The organism is Halomonas sp. AOP22-C1-8 (assembly GCF_052378905.1).
GTDB classification, from domain to species: Bacteria; Pseudomonadota; Gammaproteobacteria; order Pseudomonadales; family Halomonadaceae; genus Vreelandella; species Vreelandella citrativorans.
Window position 1 is genome coordinate 71,932 of the sequence record NZ_JBQSYD010000009.1, and the last position, 17,338, is coordinate 89,269.

Sequence of the window (17,338 nt, forward strand, 5' to 3'; positions counted from 1 at the left end):
TGCCCGCTGGGTGATGAACATGCTAATGGCGCAGTGTCATTTACTCGACCCATGACACACGAAAGCCTGCCAAGCGGCAGGCCGAGGTCGAGCGGCGAGGTGTGTCGTCAAGTGTCACGTGTTACGCCATCAAGCGGTGGTGCAATTGATACCGTTTGCGCGTCACGCTGAAGGCGTTTCCACATACCATGCAACTGCCGACTAAGCGTTTCATTGTCGATATCCTGCACACCGCGCTTGGCTAATATCACAATATCCATGGAGGGAAGGTGATCCTGGCGAAGCCTGGCGGACTCTCGGACTAGACGCTTAAAGCGGTTGCGATCTACAGCGCGCTTTGCATTTTTCTTGCTGACAATTAGTCCAATGCGAGGATGCCCTCGGGTAGTCATGCGCGCTAACGCCATCATACCTTTGCCATGAACTTTAAGGTCAGCTTGTTCAAACACGTGACTAAAATCCCCAGCGTTTAAAAGACGCAAACGCCGGGGAAAGCCTTGAGGCGGCACACGCAATCCGAGATCAGGCGCTCAGACGCTTGCGGCCTTTCGCACGGCGGCGAGAGATAACGGCACGGCCGTTTTTGGTTGCCATGCGAGCACGGAAGCCATGCATGCGCTTGCGTTTGAGAACGCTGGGTTGAAAAGTGCGTTTCATAACTCGTAATTCCCACGTGGTTTAGGACGGATGTGAATCCAAAAGACCCGGCCCAGTGAGGAAACTAGCCGGGGAGTTTCAATTCAAGACCGGAAATTGTAGAGGCTTCCCGCGCCGGGTGCAATTTTTCCTTGCATAAAAACCAACAAAAAGGCAGTGGGCATGGGGCCTGCCGGCTTTTTTACGCGAAAATCAAAACAGCTATTATTACTAATAAGGTTTTTAAATCTTGTTGTTATTAATAGTGGGGATACTATTTGTGGATAAGTGAATAATAAATAGGTTAATCAATATGATAAAATCATAAAAACAATGTGCATAAGTGTCGTATAAGCGGTCTATAAACTGTTGTTTTGATGTGTGTAGAGATGTGGGAAAACGCTAAAAACGGATCTGTCCCCACTCCATCAGCGGGTTGTCCCACGTGCTTACGATAAGTTGTCCACAGGCATAATTGTTAGCCAAACCCGTGTGGATAACCAAGCTTTAGAGCGCTACAATGGTCGGCCGTTTTCAACTGATGGTGAGATGAGTGTCACTCGCGCTTTGGCAACAGTGCCTGGACTACCTGCAGGACGAATTGAATTCTCAGCAATTCAATACCTGGATACGTCCCTTGCAGGCAGAAGAAGGAGAGTCCAATGAGTTGCGCTTACTGGCGCCTAATCGCTTTGTGCGCGATTGGGTGAGTGACAAGTATGCCAAGCGAATCAGTGAGCTGATCCGCGAGCTTGCGCCGTCTAAACCACCCAAAGTAAGCCTGACCGTAGGTAGCCGTCGTCCAGTAGCGGCAGTCCCCCAGCCGCGTGATTTGGGTAATCCTGTTTCCGCTTCAACCTCGGCGCCTTCAGTGCATACGCCCCCGCGCGGTGATATTGCCGATGAGCGTGAAATTGATCAGCTGCGTGAGCGTGAAGAAACGCCGCGCCGGCGGACTAACGAGCGTCAGGTCCAGGTCGAAGGTAGTCTTAAGCACGGCAGTGGGCTGAACCCCAATTTTACGTTTGATACCTTCGTGGAAGGTAAATCCAACCAACTGGCGCGTGCGGCGTCTCGGCAGGTTTCAGAAAATCCGGGTGGTGCCTATAACCCACTATTTCTATACGGTGGGGTAGGTCTGGGTAAAACGCACTTGATGCACGCCGTAGGCAATGCGCTGGCTGGCCGCCGGGAAAATGCCCGGGTGGTGTATCTGCATTCTGAGCGTTTTGTTGCCGATATGGTCAAGGCACTTCAGCTTAATGCGATCAACGACTTCAAACGCTTTTATCGCAGTGTTGATGCGTTACTCATTGATGATATTCAATTTTTTGCTGGCAAGGAGCGCTCCCAAGAGGAGTTTTTCCATACCTTTAATGCGCTTTTGGAAGGCGGCCAGCAAATGATTCTCACCTCTGATCGTTATCCAAAGGAGATCAGTGGTGTTGAGGAGCGCCTGAAATCGCGCTTTGGATGGGGCTTGACGGTGGCTATTGAGCCGCCCGAACTTGAAACCCGCGTAGCCATCTTGATGAAAAAAGCCGACCAGGCCAAAGTTGATTTACCTCATGATGCGGCCTTCTTTATTGCTCAAAAAATTCGCTCGAACGTACGTGAATTGGAAGGGGCACTGAAAAAAGTGATTGCTGACTCACACTTTATGGGTAAGCCGATTACCCAGGACTTTATTCGTGAGTCGCTAAAAGATTTACTCGCGCTACAAGATAAGCAGGTGGGTGTAGATAATATCCAGCGCACAGTCGCCGAGTATTACAAAATCAAGGTGGCAGATTTATTATCCAAGCGACGCTCGCGCTCAGTCGCTCGCCCCCGGCAGGTGGCCATGGCGCTAGCCAAGGAATTGACCAATCATAGTTTGCCGGAAATTGGCGATGCGTTTGGTGGCCGTGATCATACAACGGTACTTCACGCTTGCCGCAAGGTGAAAGCCTTGCAAGAGGAGAGCGCGGATATTCGCGAAGATTACAAAAATCTGTTGCGCCTTTTAACCAGCTAAATCATCCATGGGATTGGCCTGCCGTCTGCAGGTTTTCAGGATATAAACCGGAGTGTTGATGAAATTTTCCATTTCCCGAGAGGCATTGCTGCGTCCGCTGACTCTGGTGGCAGGCGTGGTAGAACGGCGCCAAACGCTACCTGTACTGTCTAATGTGCTGATTCAGGTCGAAGGTGACCAGGTCGCACTAACCGGTACGGACCTTGAGGTTGAACTCATCGGGCGTACTGTCGCAAGCCAGGTTGACCAGCCAGGGGCGGCAACCGTGCCTGCTCGTAAGCTGATGGATATTTGTAAATCGCTGCCTGATCAGTCCGATATCCAACTGACCGTTGAAGATGGCCGAGCGGTGCTGCGCAGCGGTCGTTCACGCTTTACGCTCTCGACATTACCGGTGGCTGAATTTCCCAATATTGAAGATGCCGATAGCAGTCAGGAGTTAAGCGTTCCACGGGGCACGTTAAAGCATCTTATTGAAACTACATCATTTGCCATGGCGCAGCAGGATGTTCGCTACTATCTCAATGGCATGCTGTTGGAAATTCAAAGTAACTTGCTACGCACGGTGGCGACAGACGGCCACCGCTTGGCGATGTGTTCACGTCCTGTTGATGTCGCGGTTAACCAGCCGCAGAAGCTGATTGTACCTCGTAAGGGTATTCTTGAGCTTTCGCGCCTGTTGGATGATAGCGATGAGCCGGTAAGCCTGACGTTGGGTTCAACCCATGTGCGTGCTCATACCGGTGACTTCACCTTTACGTCCAAGCTGATTGACGGGAAGTTCCCTGACTATGAGCGCGTCGTACCACGCAATGGCGATAAGGTGCTCATTGCTGAACGCGCCGAGTTGCGTCAGGTGCTGTCACGTACGGCGATTCTCTCCAATGAGAAGTATCGAGGTGTGCGCTTATACCTGGAAGAGGGCAACCTTAAGGTCATGGCGAATAACCCTGAACAGGAAGAAGCCGAAGAGAACGTGGCCGTCGAATATAACGGCTCTGCGATGGAAGTCGGCTTCAACGTGGGCTATTTGGTTGACGTGCTTAGCGTACTAAATGAAGACAGAGTGCAAATAACGCTGGCCGACCCTAATAGCAGTGCGCTGCTTGAAGAGCCGGGTGGTGGCGATGCGCTGTATGTTGTTATGCCCATGCGGTTGTAATATAGCGTTTCATAAATGCCAAACGGGGCGGCGCTTCTGGTAGCAGGGGCGCCGCTTTCTCTTGAGGGTTGGTTACGCCTTTTACCCGAGTGTTTACATGAGCTTGAGTCAGCTTAACTTCCAAGGGTTACGGAATTTAGCGCCGCTGGATATGCATCCTTCTCGGGGGATCAATATCATCACTGGGCTGAACGGAAGTGGCAAAACCAGCCTGCTGGAAGGCATTCATGTTTTGGGGATGGGGCGCTCGTTTCGTACCCGTCAGCTAAAGCATGCCATCCAATCTGATGTGGCACATATGACGCTCTACGGGCGCCTGGAAGGGGAACCAGAGATTTCCATAGGGGTGCGCCGGTTACGGGCTCAGCGTGAACTAGAGCTGCGTTTGCGTGGGGATAAGGGGGTACGCTTGGCCGAGCTGGTCGAGGCGATGCCTTTGCAACTAATCAATCCTGACGCTTTTAGGCTTCTTGAAGGGTCCCCAGCCGGACGGCGCGAGTTTCTTGACTGGGGAGTGTTTCACGTGAAACATCACTTTCTGGAAGCATGGAAGCGTACACGCCGAGCAGTGAAACATCGGAACGCATTACTCAGGCGTGGTAGAATAGACCCACAGGAAATGGCGGCCTGGGAGCAAGAATTGGCGCTATGGGGCGAGGTAGTCGATAGGTTGCGGTTTGAATGGTTTAGTGAGTTTCTCCCTGTCTTTGAAGAAACTCTGAATGTACTTCTTCCGTTACCTGGCTTAAAACTTAACTACGCTCGAGGATGGGACAAACAGAAAACGCTTGCTGATGTGCTTCAGGATAACCGAGTCACCGATCAGCAAATGGGGTTTACCCAACAAGGCCCTCAGCGTGCCGATTTGCGTATCAGGCTTAATAAACAGCCTGCTGTTGAAGTACTTTCCAGAGGCCAGCAAAAGCTAGTGGTAAGCGCACTCAAGCTTGCCCAGGGGCGGTTTCTGGAAAGAACGGCACAGCGTCACTGCATTTATTTAATTGATGATTTGCCAGCAGAGCTGGATGTGCAACACCAACAGCGTTTCTGTCAGTTGCTTGAAGAGATGCAGTGTCAGGCATTTATTACCAGCGTCGACCCCGCCGCATTACAACCTATGTGGCAATCTAAAACCCTGGTTAGCATGTTTCACGTGAAACATGACCCGCAAGGGCTTGGCCAGTTGGTACAAGATGGGTAGACGATACGGGACAAGACAGACTTCACGACGGAGTGGTCAATGAGCGAACAGGCTTACGATTCATCAAGCATCAAGGTGCTCAAAGGACTGGATGCAGTACGCAAACGTCCTGGTATGTACATCGGTGATACCGACGACGGCACCGGGTTGCACCACATGGTCTTCGAGTTGGTGGATAACTCCATCGATGAGGCTTTGGCGGGCCATTGTAGTGAAATTCGCGTGGTTATTCATGCCGATGAGTCGGTAACCGTTAGCGATAATGGTCGCGGTATTCCTACCGAGCTGCACGAAGAGGAGGGCGTCTCTGCCGCAGAAGTCATCATGACCGTGTTGCACGCGGGCGGTAAGTTTGACGATAACTCTTATAAAGTATCTGGCGGTCTTCACGGTGTGGGTGTTTCCGTGGTTAATGCGCTTTCTGAAGAGCTACGCTTAACCATCTGGCGCCAGGGCGAAGTGTTTGAGCAGATTTATCACCATGGCGTGCCTCAGGCACCGCTTAGCGTGGTGGGTAAAACGGAAAAAACCGGATCACGTGTTCATTTCCGCCCTTCCCAGAACACCTTTGCTAATATTGAATTCCATTACGATATTTTGGCCAAACGCCTGCGTGAGCTGTCGTTTCTGAACTCTGGCGTTGCCATTCGGCTAATGGATGATCGCAGCGGTAAGGAAGAGCTGTTTCATTACGAAGGCGGCTTGAAAGCCTTTGTTGATCACCTCAACTCCAATAAAACGGTTCTGAACCCTGTTTTCCACTTTACCGCCTCGCGGGAGGACGGTGTTGAAGTCGAAGTGGCAATGCAGTGGAGCGACGTCTTTACGGAAAGCATCTTCTGCTATACCAATAATATCCCTCAGCGTGATGGCGGCACTCACTTGGCCGGCTTCCGGGCAGCACTGACGCGCACGATGAATAACTACATCGAAGCGGAAGGCCTGCTCAAAAAAGCCAAGGTAAGTACGGCGGGTGATGATGCTCGTGAAGGCTTAACGGCGATTGTTTCTGTCAAAGTGCCTGACCCGAAATTCTCTTCACAAACCAAGGACAAGCTGGTGTCCAGTGAAGTGAAAACAGCCGTTGAGCAGGAAATGGGCCGCCTGTTTTCTGACTACCTGATTGAAAAGCCTAACGAAGCCAAAGCAATCGTTAATAAAATGCTGGATGCGGCGCGTGCGCGTGAAGCGGCACGTAAGGCCCGGGACATGACGCGGCGTAAAGGCGCGCTGGATATTGCAGGCCTGCCGGGCAAACTTGCTGATTGCCAGGAGAAAGACCCCAGCCAGTCAGAACTCTACCTGGTGGAGGGCGACTCGGCCGGTGGCAGTGCCAAGCAGGGGCGTGACCGCCGCACTCAGGCCATTTTGCCGCTTAAAGGTAAAATCCTGAACGTCGAAAAAGCGCGTTTTGACAAAATGCTTTCGTCAGCTGAAGTGGGTACGCTCATCACCGCGCTAGGCTGTGGTATCGGCCGCGAAGAGTTTAACCCCGATAAACTCCGTTATCACTCCATCATCATCATGACCGATGCGGATGTCGACGGTTCGCATATTCGTACCTTGCTACTGACCTTCTTCTTCCGGCAAATGCCGGAGCTGATTGAGCGCGGCCATATTTTTATTGCCCAGCCGCCGCTCTATAAGATCAAGCGAGGCAAGCAAGAGCTCTATCTTAAAGATGAGCAGGCCATGGTCGATTACTTGACCACGACAGCGCTGGATGGCGCAGGTCTATACGTGAATGCGGACGCGCCGGGTATCTCCGGTTCGCAGCTGGAAGCCCTGGTAAACCAGTATCGTAACGTGATGAAGCGTATCGATCGCCTGGCGCGCGTTTACCCGATTGAAGTATTGAAGCAGATCATCCATGTCACAGGATTGCAGGGCGAGGCGAGTCTTAAAGATCGTGTCACCATGGAAAACTGGATTGCTGAACTGCAAAAAGTCATGGATGACATGGTGGCCTATGAAGGCGGGCCGCGTTACACCTTCTATCTGAAAGAAGATGAGGAGCGTGGCTTGTTACTGCCTACCGTGTCGCTTATTGCGCATGGCGTGACTACCGAGTACGACTGGGGCTTGGACTTCTTTGAAAGTGCGGATTATCGGGCTATTTCAGCGCTGGGTGATACCCTTAATGGGCTGCTTGAAGAGGGCGCCTTTATTTCCCGTGGCGAGCGTCAGAAGCCTGTGGGTCACTTCTCTGAGGTGCTGCAGTGGCTAATGCAGGAAGGCCAGCGAGGCCTTTCGGTACAGCGCTATAAAGGGCTGGGCGAAATGAACCCAGATCAGCTTTGGGAAACCACCATGGACCCGGATAGCCGCCGTATGCTGCGTGTTACGGTTGAAGACGCCGTCGCCGCCGATATGATGTTTAACACCTTGATGGGTGATGATGTAGAGCCACGGCGTAACTTTATCGAAAGCAATGCCTTGGTCGCTAATCTGGACGTATAAGGCACCGAGCGAAGCTCGCATAACATGTTTCACGTGAAACATTGTTTGAAATGAAAAATGCCGCTGGCTTAAAGCCAGCGGCATTTTTTTGAGCTATAAAATTCAGCCGGATGAACGGGATAACAGCCAATCGACAAACTCGGCTAAATCTGTATAAACGTGGGCATTTTCCAGGCCTACGCCCTTGGCCAGTGTTTTCTCGCCTTTGCCAGTTTTTACTAATACCGACTGACAGCCACATGCTTCGCCCGCTTGCAGGTCGCGCAGGCTATCACCCACCATCCAACTGCCGGATAAGCTCGATAAACTTAGTGCACGCTGAATATCGTGCAGCAAGCCCGGTAAGGGTTTGCGGCACTCGCAGTCATCGGCGGGACCATGCGGGCAATAAGCGATATGCGCAATGGTTCCTCCTGCGGCATTGACCAACGCATTGAGACGGTCATGCATTTGACCGAGAACGCCTGCATCGTAATAACCGCGGCCAATGCCCGACTGATTCGTGGCTATCGCAACGGTGTAACCGGCTTGGGATAATTTAGCGATAGCATGGATGGAAGAAGGGTAGGGCAGCCACTCTTCGAGTGACTTTATATAGGCGTCAGAATCCTGATTAATGACGCCGTCACGATCAAGAATAACCAGCTGCTCGGGGGAGATAGGCATTGCGCGTTCCATTAAAGACGCTGATTAAGCATCGCCAACGCCTGCAACGTGACGCTAATTTTGCGGCCATCACTACCCAGGTATTTAAATGGGATTTTTTGCAAGCGGAGTAGTTTGGGCAGCGTTTTTTTAAACTGCTCTCGAACTTCCTGCCGGGCGCTGTGCAATCCATCAATCAGCGCAGGGGTTAAACGTTCGATTTGCATCGGTGATTTAGAGAGTTTGCCATAGAGTGAAAAGATAAAGCAGTACCAATCGCGCACCATGCAGTTGATTGGGGTATGTACTTTACCTGGATCCGTTTCAAAATCGATAAAGACAGTTTGGTCGTGGGTGATAAGGATATTGCGTGCGAACGCTTCACTCAGGTAGCAATTGCGCTCATGAACCGCGTTGAGTGCCTGAATGCTTTGACTAAGCGCTTTATCCACTTCCTCAACACTGCTCGCCTTTTTGAGCTTTTCCAGCAGTGTCACCGCGGGTTGTTCAGGCGACCCTGCATCCGCTAAAAGAAGGGCTTGAGGATTTTCGGCCAGGATGACGGGAACGGAGATACCTGCTTCACTTAAGGCTCTAATCCGTTGGGCCTCGGTGAAAATACTTTGCTCGCCGCCCAGGTTGGGGACCGGCTTTAACGCTTCAATATTAAACCATGCAGCCAATAACTTGAGCGGCGCATAGGCAAGCTGCGAGTTCCGTTTGGCGGCACGGTTTAACCACACCTTTTGGCCATTCAGCGTATGGGAAGCCATGCTAGCCTGTTGCTGGGGAAATGAGTCCAGTAGAAAGAGATCGTACACAGGGCAACTCCAGAGTGCTTATGCACCCAAGCAATAACACGCATTACGTCTATAAAGGGGAATTAACGCATCAGGAAAACTTTATTTTAGTAAAAATCGATTATTTTTTCACGGTGTTTCACGTGAAACAAACCAGCAGCGCGTGAAGAGACCTTCAAAGAGGAGCATCACGATTATACGTCACAGCCAGAAATGAGCGCGCTAAAAGGCAGGTAGGGGAAGGAGTGATAAGCGTGCTGCCGGTGGCATAAAAGCCACCGGCAGACGGTCGAGAGAGCGTTATTGGGGGAGCAGCGAAATATCAGCAACTTCCAGGAACAGTGCCTGAAGGCTCGCCAAAAGAGCAAGACGGTTATTGCGTACTGCTTCATCATCCGCCATGACCATCACCTGATCAAAAAATGCATCAACGGGTTCACGAAGCGTCGCCAGTACATCCAGCGCTTGCTGATAATCACCGGTACCAAACAGCGGGGCTACCTGCTCCTGGCGGCTGGTAACGGCCTTGAATAGTACCTGCTCGGCTTCCTCTTGCAGCAGGCTCGGGTCAACCTGAAGGTTGCCGTTGTGATCCTGCTTGCTCAGAATATTGGTCACGCGCTTGTTAGCGGCGGCTAACGCAGCTGCCTCTTCACGTTGAGCAAAGGCTTTCACCGCGCGCAGCCGGCGAGCGAAATCGAGCGGGTTGGTGACCGGGCGTGCACGCACCGCCAGGTACATCTCGGCGCTAATGCCTTCTTCCTGACCCCAGGCGCGGAAGCGATCCAGCATATAGGTCAGCACGTCCTCTACCAGCCCCTCAGCCTTGGGCAGCCCCTGATGCTGCTGAGCGGCGGCATCTAAAAGCTCGCGCAGATCAAGATTCAGCTCGCCCTTGATCAGGATATTCAACACGCCAATTGAGGCGCGGCGCAGGGCGAAGGGATCTTTTGCGCCGGTTGGACGCTGACCAATACCAAAGATACCTACCAGGGTGTCCAGGCGATCCGCCAAGGCCAGCGTTTGCCCGGTCAGGCTTTGCGGAATAGCATCGCTGGCAAAGCGTGGCAGGTACTGCTCTTCAATCGCTTGAGCAACATCCGCAGGCTCGCCGTCCTGCTCGGCGTAGTAGCGACCCATAATGCCCTGTAACTCAGGGAACTCGAGCACCATTTCGGTGACAAGGTCACACTTGGCAAGTGCCACAGCACGCTGTGCATTGGCAACGTCACCGTTGATCTTCTCAGCAATGAAAGTGGCAATAGCGGTGGTACGACGTGCTTTGTCGGCCAGTGTTCCCAACTGCTGCTGAAACACTACGCTTTCAAGTTGCGGAATGCGCGAAGCCAGGCTCTGCTTACGGTCGGTATCGTAGAAGAAGGCGGCATCCGCCAGGCGCGGACGAATGACTTTTTCGTTACCCGAAATTACCTGTTGTGGATCAGCGCTATCGATATTGGAGATAGTGATAAACAGCGGTTTGAGCTTGCCCTGGTCATCCAGCAGGTGGAAGTACTTTTGATTGGCCTTCATGGAGGAGATCAAACACTCCGCCGGGACCTCCAAAAAGCGCTCATCGAAACTGCCGGTAAGTGCGACCGGCCACTCCACCAAACCACTGACCTCAACGAGCAGGGTTTCGTCGATAACGGCATTGGCGTCCTGTACTTCCGCTTCGGCTAGTACTTGCTCGCGAATGCGTTCGCGACGCAGCTTGCGGTCCGCCAATACGTAAGCGTTTTCGAGCGTGGCCAGATAATCATCGGCGTGCTCAAGCTGAATCGCATTGGGGGCGTGGAAGCGGTGGCCATAGGTGGTGCGGCTAGCCTGTAATCCCAGCACTTCTGCGGCAATGACATCGCTGCCGTAAAGTGCGACCAACCAGTGTACCGGGCGGGAGAACTCAATACGTGATGCCCCCCAGCGCATATTTTTAGGTACAGGCAGGCCCTGAATGGCTTTACGCAGAATCTCGGGCAGAAGTGCTTGAAGGCTCTCACCCTGCTGCTGTTCGCGGTAGCCAAGCCAGGTGCCTTTGTCTGTTTCCAAGTGAATTAGCTCATCGACGCTAACACCACAGGAACGAGCGAAGCCTTCGGCTGCTTTGCTTGCAACACCGTCTTTAAAGGCGGCGGCCAGCGCCGGCCCACGACGCTCTACTTCGCGGTCAGGCTGTTTATCGGCAAGCTCGCTGACCTTGACGGCTAAACGGCGAGGCGTGGCGTAAGCGGTCACGTGCTGGAAAGGAATCTCGGCCTCTTGCAGGCCTTTTTCAATCCCCGCAGCAAACGCGTCAGAGAGTGCATCCAGCGCCGCGGGTGGCAGCTCTTCGGCGCCCAGTTCTAATAAAAGCGTATCAACAGCCATTATGCATCTCCCTGATCGGCAAGTAGTTCGCGGCGAAGCGCTTCTGGAGCCATGGGGAAACCTGCTGCTTTACGCGACTCAAAGTAGGTATGGGCAACATCCCGCGCCATGGTGCGTACGCGCAGAATAAAGCGCTGACGCTCGGTTACCGAAATAGCGTGACGGGCATCCAGAAGGTTAAAGGTGTGTGATGCCTTGAGTACCTGCTCATAAGCAGGTAAGGGCAGGTTGGCGGTCAGCAGCTTGGTACACTCACGCTCCTGGTGATCGAAGGAGGCAAACAGTTGATCGACGTCGGCATGCTCGAAGTTATAGGTCGATTGCTCACGCTCGTTCTGTAGATACACATCGCCATAGGTGACTTGGCTACCGTCCGGGGCAATCGCCCATACCAGGTCGTAAACGCTGTCAACGTTTTGCAGATACATGGCAATCCGCTCAAGACCATAGGTCAGCTCACCGGTAACGGGGTAGCACTCAATACCGCCCGCTTGCTGGAAATAGGTGAACTGGGTAACTTCCATCCCATTGAGCCATACTTCCCAACCCAGGCCCCAAGCGCCCAGCGTTGGCGATTCCCAGTTATCCTCAACAAAGCGCACATCGTGGATCAGTGGGTCCAGGCCTAAACGCTTTAGTGAGCCAAGATAAAGGTCCTGCAGATTACTTGGCGATGGCTTCATGACGACCTGAAACTGGTAGTAGTGCTGCAGGCGATTAGGGTTTTCGCCATAGCGGCCATCGGTTGGGCGGCGAGAAGGCTGAACGTAGGCCGCGTTCCAGCTTTCCGGGCCGATTGAGCGCAGGAAAGTAGCGGGATGAAAGGTGCCCGCGCCAACTTCCATATCAAGAGGTTGGAGAATGACGCAGCCCTGTTCTGCCCAGTACTGTTGCAGAGCAAGGATCAAGCCTTGGAAGGTCGACACATCAGGTGTCGATTGGTTTGTCGAGACACTCATCGCAGAAAGCACCGTTGGCCATGAATTCATAAGCCGTCAAGTATACAATCCTAGGCAGATGGGTTATAGGCACATAAGCCAACAGAACCGCTTTTGGTTAAGGAGAGCAAAATGATCGTTGTAACAGGCGGTGCCGGTTTTATTGGCGCAAACATCGTGAAAGCACTGAATGCGCGCGGCCGTAATGATGTCATGGTGGTGGATGACCTGCGCGACGGCACTAAATTTGTCAATTTAGCCGACTGTACGCTGGCCGATTACCTGGATAAAGATGACTTTCTTGCCAAGGTAGAGGCCGCTTTGCGCGGTGAGATCACCGACTTGCCAAACATCGAGGCGATTTTTCATGAAGGGGCGTGTTCCGATACCACGGAGTGGGACGGCCAGTACATGATGAAAAATAACTTCGAGTACTCGAAGGTACTGCTGAATTATTGTGAGAAATTCGGCATCCCTTTCCTCTACGCATCATCCGCAGCGACCTATGGCGGCAGTGACGTCTTTAAAGAGGCGCCCGAGTACGAAAAACCGCTTAATGTCTACGGTTACTCCAAGCTGCTGTTTGATCAACATGTGCGCTCACGCTGGGAGTCGCTAACTACCCAGGTCGTTGGTTTCCGTTATTTCAACGTTTACGGCCCTCGTGAACAGCATAAAGGCAAGATGGCAAGTGTCGCCTACCATAACCATCTTCAAATCCGTAACGGCGAAACCCTGAAACTGTTTGGCGCCTATGGTGGTTATGAGGCTGGCATGCAGAGCCGGGATTTTGTGTACGTGGGCGATGTCGTCGACGTCAATCTATGGTTTTTGGATAACCCTCAAGCGTCTGGCATTTTTAACCTGGGAACTGGCCGAGCAGAGCCCTTTAAAGCGATTGGCGAAGCAGTCATCGACTTCTATGGCAAAGGCGAGATCAATTACATCGATTTTCCTGAAGAGTTGAAAGGCCGTTATCAAAGCTACACGCGTGCCGACATCAGTCATTTGCGTGAAGCCGGCTGCGATGTTGAGTTCAAAACCGTGGCCCAAGGGGTTAGCGCTTACCTGGAGTGGCTAAATGGCTAATTCCGCCAAGCGTCTGCTGGTGGTTGGCCCGTCATGGGTGGGCGATATGGTCATGGCGCAAAGCCTCTTTATGACGCTTAAAGCGCGTCAGCCTGATGCGACCATTGGGGTGGTTGCGCCCGCGTGGTCACAGCCCATTTTAGAGCGTATGCCGGAGGTAGACGAAGTGCTCCCCTTGGCTGTTGGTCACGGCGAGTTTGGTTTGGCTAATCGCCGTGAACTCGCCAGCCAGCTAAAAGGGCGCTTTGACCGTGCCATTGTGCTGCCACGCTCCTGGAAAGCCGCCCTCGTTCCCTTCATGGCCCGCATTCCCGAGCGGGTAGGCTTTTTGGGCGAGCATCGCTATGGGCTTTTAAAAGAGCGCCGCAAGCTAGATAAGCAGGTTCTGGACCAGACCGTAAAGCGGTTTGTATCGCTGGGTTTGCCTCGTGATGAAGCGCTCAACGGGGATTTTCCGATCCCCAGGCCGCGTTTAATGATCGACCGGGATAACCTGGTTAATTTGCGCCTGGCTCATGCGCTGTCATCGCGGCCCGCCATTGGCATGATGCCCGGCGCAGAATATGGGCCTGCCAAGCAGTGGCCACTGGCCTATTTTCACAACCTGGCCGCGCAACTTATCAGCGACGGTTTTGAAATTCGGGTACTGGGTGGGCCAAAAGATCATTCGGCAGGCGACAGCATCGTGAAAGGGCTGCCCCATGCGCATAATTTATGCGGCAAAACGCAGTTAGCTGATGCGGTAGACCTGTTGGCCGACTGTCGGCAAGTGGTAACCAACGACTCAGGTCTCATGCATGTGGCCGCTGCCGTCGGCGTGCGCATTCATGCGCTTTACGGCTCTTCGTCACCGGCCTATACGCCGCCCTTGACCAACAACGCTGTCGCTCATTATTTGGGGCTCTACTGTTCACCCTGCTTTAAGCGTGTTTGCCCGTTGGGGCATACCAACTGCCTTAATCAGTTAGCGGTAGAGCAGGTCTATCAGGCGATGCAAGCCGACCCGCAGCGTGCCAGCGGCTTGATCATTAATGGGTGATGTTTACTTCGTCGGCCTGATCCGCTGGCGTTTCAGTCACTTGAGCTGCTGAGGTATCTTCTGCTTCGCGGCGTTGGGGCGTTAGCCCTTCCCATAAGCGGTGCTGGAGGGCGGTTTCCTCACGCAAGCGCTCGTTGAGTGTTTCGATACCATGCACCTCAGCCAGCGTGGGTTTTTCACTGAGTAGTGAAGCTCCCAGCCCTGCTCGGTGATCGTTCAAGGTAAAGCCGAGCGCTTCTAATATCGTTGGAAACACATCCAGCATCGTGGCATCGCGGCGAATACGCTGGGGCTCAATATAGTCGCCGAGCATAATCAGCGTATTATCGCGGTCCAGAGCTGTCAGTTGGTCCCATACGGAGACTCGCATGGTGAGGTGATCGCTGAGTACAACTACCAACGTATTATCCAAAAGCCCTTCGCGCTGTAACTGCTCAATAAATACCCGTGCTTCATGAGCCGAGCACTCCACAGAATACAGAATATCCTGGCCATCAAATGTGCCCTGGCGGTCCTGGCAGGTTTGGGACGGAAACCCGCTCGGCGCATGGCCTGCCAGGTTAAGATTCACCACTGCCCAGGGGCCGCTATCCTCTTCATTTAACCGGCGTATTTCATCAGCGGTAAAATCATAAAGCGTGTCGTCATGGAGTCCCCAGCTATTTAAATACTCTGGATCTTCCATGTCGGGTAAAAACGCTTCCTTACCCATTACGCGATTAAACTGATGACCACGATAGAAAAGGCCTTTACCCGCGAACTGCGTACTAGCGCCCCCCAGATAGCTTAATTGATACCCTTGAGCCGCTAAAATATCACCCAAGCAGTCAACGCCAGGCACCACCTTTTTCAATGGCTCAAACTGTGTATCGTGTAAAAGCCCGGCAGGCATTAGCGGAACACCACACTGACTGGCGATCATTCCCGCCATGGTCCAGCCGGTGTTTTCCATTTGTCGGATGCCTTCGAAAACCAGACCCTGTTCGCCCAGCGTGTTCAAGTCGGCATAAGCGTCATCAAAAACCTCGTTGCTATAGGTCCGCTCAAGGCTCTCCAGGTACATGATTAGCAGATTAGGCGTGTGTGACTGCTCGCCGGTCATGGGCGGCATATAACGTCGATTTAACCACTCTCTATCATCAGCCACGACGGCAACGCTGCGTTGGCCCAAGCCATAAAGTAACGGGTTGGTCGCCAGCAAAATAATCGCAAAATAGCGCTCGGCTAGTCGCCAGCGCTGGTCATGGCGCGAAAGCCACGTAATGGAGCATAAAATGCCCAGCATAGTCAGCGTATAAAGTACCGCGACCACCATTTTGCTGGCGCCGCCGTGCTCCGCGATACCGGCCTGTAAATGAAAAAACACAGCACCTAAATCGACATTGCCGAAGCTGTCAGCTAAATAAACGTACACGCCCATCAAGCTTAGCGGCACTAATGACCAGGGCCATACTTTGCGGTAGCGAGCATTTGCTGGGCGACCCCAGCTCAGCTTCAACCCCGTGCCGATCCAGCCAGCGGCGATGAGAAAGAGAGCCCACCAGGGCAGGCGAGTTAACACGGTAGCGGCATAGCCCAGGCTAAGGCCAATGGTCGCTAGTGGCAGCCAGGGGGTAAGTTTCAGTGTCCTTGAAGAGGGCATGCCATATCCTAGTACTATTGCAATTTTGGTAAAATAACGTTGTTGGTGCTAGTGCAATGTTACGCTAAAGCGCCGCCGAAAAACCATCTGCCGTCTTATGCCCTTGGTCGGCAGGGGGAAAGTTTGATTTTCTATATGGCAGCACGTTGAGGCAGCCTACCGTGGCTATATGAATGAGCAGTTGGTCTTTATCGATCCAGGGCGGGTTGGCAGCGATGTTTAATAGTATGGCGGCTTACGGTAGAATTTAAATAGTTGACTATATACATCTATCTGCAACCGCTATCAGAAGTATTCGTCATTTATTGTAATGAAGCATTCTTTAAATTGAACTCAACCACAGTGGTTCCTTATGAAAAAAGTAGAAGTGTCATTTATTACGATAAATTATAATTCTTCACAACATACAGCTGAGTTAATTGATAGCATTTTATCGAATACTGATAGCGTATCTTACGAAATTATTGTTGTTGATAATGCCTCTGAAGATAAAGACTTTTTAAGTCTGAAAGAGTTTCTGAAGGATAAAAATGACGTGAAATTAATTAGGAACTCCATCAACAGCGGGTTCTCAAGTGGCAACATGCTAGGGGTAAATCATGCGAGTGGACAGTACTACTTTTTTGTTAACAATGATTGTAAACTTTTAAATAATACGGCAGGTGTATTAAAAACATATCTGGATTCAAACGCAGAGGTGGCGTTGGCAACTGCTCAAATAGTCGATGCCAACAACAATTATTCATCTTCGCACAAACAGTTTCCCCATCTTTTAAAACAGCTGTTTGGTAACAGCGTGCAAAGAAAATTTTCAAAGGTTAAATTTCCAAGCAACCGAGTGAAACTAGATAAACCCACGCAGGTTGAAGTTGTTAGTGGCTCTTGCATGTTTTTTAATGCAGATGCTTTTTGCGATATTGGTGGTTTTGATACTGCCTTTTTTCTTTACTGTGAAGAAGAGGATATTGCTAAAAGAGTTTGGGAATCTGATAGGAAAGTTTTTTTTATTCCTGAAGCACAGATATTTCATGAAGCGGGGGGTAGCACAGAGCAAGGGTTTCTGATGCAACAAGAGTTTTATATTTCCTATTACCACTTGCTAAATAAACACTACAATCGCACCGGTCGAATTCTACTTAAAATGGCATTATTCTTTAAGCTGTTTTTTAGAATGTTTAAGAAGAAAATGGGCGTCAGAATGTTCCTGTCTATGCTAAGTGGATTTCCGCAAAAAAACAGCTTGAGATACTCTCAAAAAATAAAGAAGCACCACGAAGAGGTCGTATAGAAAACAGCAGGATGCTAATTAAAAAGATGCTAATTTTCATATGCGATTTGTGAA

General features: G+C 51.7%; 14 protein-coding genes. 7 read left to right on the top strand and 7 right to left on the bottom strand.

Annotated features, from left to right (window positions below; genetic code table 11):
• Positions 1 to 107: 107 nt before the first annotated feature.
• Positions 108 to 509, bottom strand: coding sequence for a ribonuclease P protein component (gene rnpA, locus ACT3TY_RS06950; RefSeq protein WP_172118744.1), 402 nt, complete (start codon positions 507 to 509; stop codon positions 108 to 110).
• Positions 510 to 522: 13 nt separating this feature from the next.
• Positions 523 to 657 carry a 50S ribosomal protein L34 gene (rpmH, locus tag ACT3TY_RS06955; RefSeq protein WP_172118745.1) on the bottom strand — a complete coding sequence of 45 codons (135 nt, stop codon included), beginning with the start codon at positions 655 to 657 and terminating at the stop codon, positions 523 to 525.
• A gap of 532 nt (positions 658 to 1,189) precedes the next feature.
• On the opposite strand from rpmH, the gene dnaA reads away from it, so the two are divergent.
• The 4 genes from dnaA (at position 1,190) to gyrB (ending at position 7,476) form a co-directional block, all read left to right on the top strand.
• Positions 1,190 to 2,653, top strand: a complete 1,464-nt coding sequence (dnaA, locus tag ACT3TY_RS06960) for a chromosomal replication initiator protein DnaA (protein WP_192526760.1) — start codon at positions 1,190 to 1,192, stop codon at positions 2,651 to 2,653.
• Between the two features lie 58 nt (positions 2,654 to 2,711).
• Entirely contained in the window at positions 2,712 to 3,815 is a 1,104-nt protein-coding gene (gene dnaN / locus ACT3TY_RS06965) for a DNA polymerase III subunit beta (protein ID WP_441678678.1), read from the top strand.
• Positions 3,816 to 3,912: 97 nt separating this feature from the next.
• A complete protein-coding gene (recF, locus tag ACT3TY_RS06970; RefSeq protein ID WP_192526759.1) occupies positions 3,913 to 5,016 on the top strand; it encodes a DNA replication/repair protein RecF in 1,104 nt (367 codons plus the stop codon).
• Between the two features lie 39 nt (positions 5,017 to 5,055).
• Complete coding sequence (gyrB, locus tag ACT3TY_RS06975) at positions 5,056 to 7,476, top strand: DNA topoisomerase (ATP-hydrolyzing) subunit B (protein ID WP_172118748.1); 2,421 nt, start codon at positions 5,056 to 5,058, stop codon at positions 7,474 to 7,476.
• 102 nt (positions 7,477 to 7,578) lie between these two features.
• Here the strand turns inward: gyrB and gmhB are convergent, their stop codons facing one another.
• From gmhB to glyQ, 4 genes are all read right to left on the bottom strand, one after another.
• Positions 7,579 to 8,142: a D-glycero-beta-D-manno-heptose 1,7-bisphosphate 7-phosphatase gene (gmhB, locus tag ACT3TY_RS06980; protein WP_193053430.1), complete on the bottom strand. Its 564-nt coding sequence runs from the start codon at positions 8,140 to 8,142 to the stop codon at positions 7,579 to 7,581.
• 11 nt (positions 8,143 to 8,153) lie between these two features.
• A complete protein-coding gene (locus ACT3TY_RS06985; RefSeq protein ID WP_192526757.1) occupies positions 8,154 to 8,942 on the bottom strand; it encodes a hypothetical protein in 789 nt (262 codons plus the stop codon).
• Positions 8,943 to 9,221: 279 nt separating this feature from the next.
• The gene (glyS, locus tag ACT3TY_RS06990; RefSeq protein WP_192526756.1) at positions 9,222 to 11,288 is read right to left on the bottom strand and encodes a glycine--tRNA ligase subunit beta; all 2,067 of its coding nucleotides are present in this window, start codon (positions 11,286 to 11,288) and stop codon (positions 9,222 to 9,224) included.
• The gene (gene glyQ, locus ACT3TY_RS06995; RefSeq protein ID WP_192526755.1) at positions 11,288 to 12,247 is read right to left on the bottom strand and encodes a glycine--tRNA ligase subunit alpha; all 960 of its coding nucleotides are present in this window, start codon (positions 12,245 to 12,247) and stop codon (positions 11,288 to 11,290) included. The genes glyS and glyQ overlap by 1 nt, the downstream gene beginning before the upstream one ends.
• 111 nt (positions 12,248 to 12,358) lie before the next feature.
• Here glyQ and rfaD point away from each other — a divergent pair, with 111 nt between their 5' ends.
• Together rfaD and waaF are read left to right on the top strand one after the other, a co-directional pair.
• A complete protein-coding gene (gene rfaD / locus ACT3TY_RS07000; RefSeq protein ID WP_087106966.1) occupies positions 12,359 to 13,315 on the top strand; it encodes an ADP-glyceromanno-heptose 6-epimerase in 957 nt (318 codons plus the stop codon).
• Complete coding sequence (gene waaF, locus ACT3TY_RS07005) at positions 13,308 to 14,354, top strand: lipopolysaccharide heptosyltransferase II (protein ID WP_172118754.1); 1,047 nt, start codon at positions 13,308 to 13,310, stop codon at positions 14,352 to 14,354. The genes rfaD and waaF overlap by 8 nt, the downstream gene beginning before the upstream one ends.
• Here the strand turns inward: waaF and ACT3TY_RS07010 are convergent.
• A complete protein-coding gene (locus ACT3TY_RS07010; protein WP_444627746.1) occupies positions 14,344 to 15,996 on the bottom strand; it encodes a sulfatase-like hydrolase/transferase in 1,653 nt (550 codons plus the stop codon). The two genes, waaF and ACT3TY_RS07010, sit on opposite strands and share 11 nt — an antisense overlap.
• Before the next feature lie 352 nt (positions 15,997 to 16,348).
• Here ACT3TY_RS07010 and ACT3TY_RS07015 point away from each other — a divergent pair, with 352 nt between their 5' ends.
• Positions 16,349 to 17,284 (top strand): glycosyltransferase family 2 protein, encoded by a 936-nt coding sequence (locus ACT3TY_RS07015; RefSeq protein WP_444627747.1) that lies wholly within the window; start codon positions 16,349 to 16,351, stop codon positions 17,282 to 17,284.
• The last annotated feature ends 54 nt before the right edge of the window (positions 17,285 to 17,338 follow it).

Excerpts from the sequence above, each read along its gene's own strand:
- rpmH (WP_172118745.1), bottom strand. The coding sequence starts at position 657 with ATGAAACGCACTTTTCAACCCAGCGTTCTCAAACGCAAGCGCATGCAT.
- dnaN (WP_441678678.1), top strand. The coding sequence starts at position 2,712 with ATGAAATTTTCCATTTCCCGAGAGGCATTGCTGCGTCCGCTGACTCTG.
- recF (WP_192526759.1), top strand. The coding sequence starts at position 3,913 with ATGAGCTTGAGTCAGCTTAACTTCCAAGGGTTACGGAATTTAGCGCCG.
- gyrB (WP_172118748.1), top strand. The coding sequence starts at position 5,056 with ATGAGCGAACAGGCTTACGATTCATCAAGCATCAAGGTGCTCAAAGGA.
- gmhB (WP_193053430.1), bottom strand. The coding sequence starts at position 8,142 with ATGCCTATCTCCCCCGAGCAGCTGGTTATTCTTGATCGTGACGGCGTC.
- glyS (WP_192526756.1), bottom strand. The coding sequence starts at position 11,288 with ATGGCTGTTGATACGCTTTTATTAGAACTGGGCGCCGAAGAGCTGCCA.
- glyQ (WP_192526755.1), bottom strand. The coding sequence starts at position 12,247 with ATGAGTGTCTCGACAAACCAATCGACACCTGATGTGTCGACCTTCCAA.
- rfaD (WP_087106966.1), top strand. The coding sequence starts at position 12,359 with ATGATCGTTGTAACAGGCGGTGCCGGTTTTATTGGCGCAAACATCGTG.
- waaF (WP_172118754.1), top strand. The coding sequence starts at position 13,308 with ATGGCTAATTCCGCCAAGCGTCTGCTGGTGGTTGGCCCGTCATGGGTG.
- ACT3TY_RS07010 (WP_444627746.1), bottom strand. The coding sequence starts at position 15,996 with ATGCCCTCTTCAAGGACACTGAAACTTACCCCCTGGCTGCCACTAGCG.
- ACT3TY_RS07015 (WP_444627747.1), top strand. The coding sequence starts at position 16,349 with ATGAAAAAAGTAGAAGTGTCATTTATTACGATAAATTATAATTCTTCA.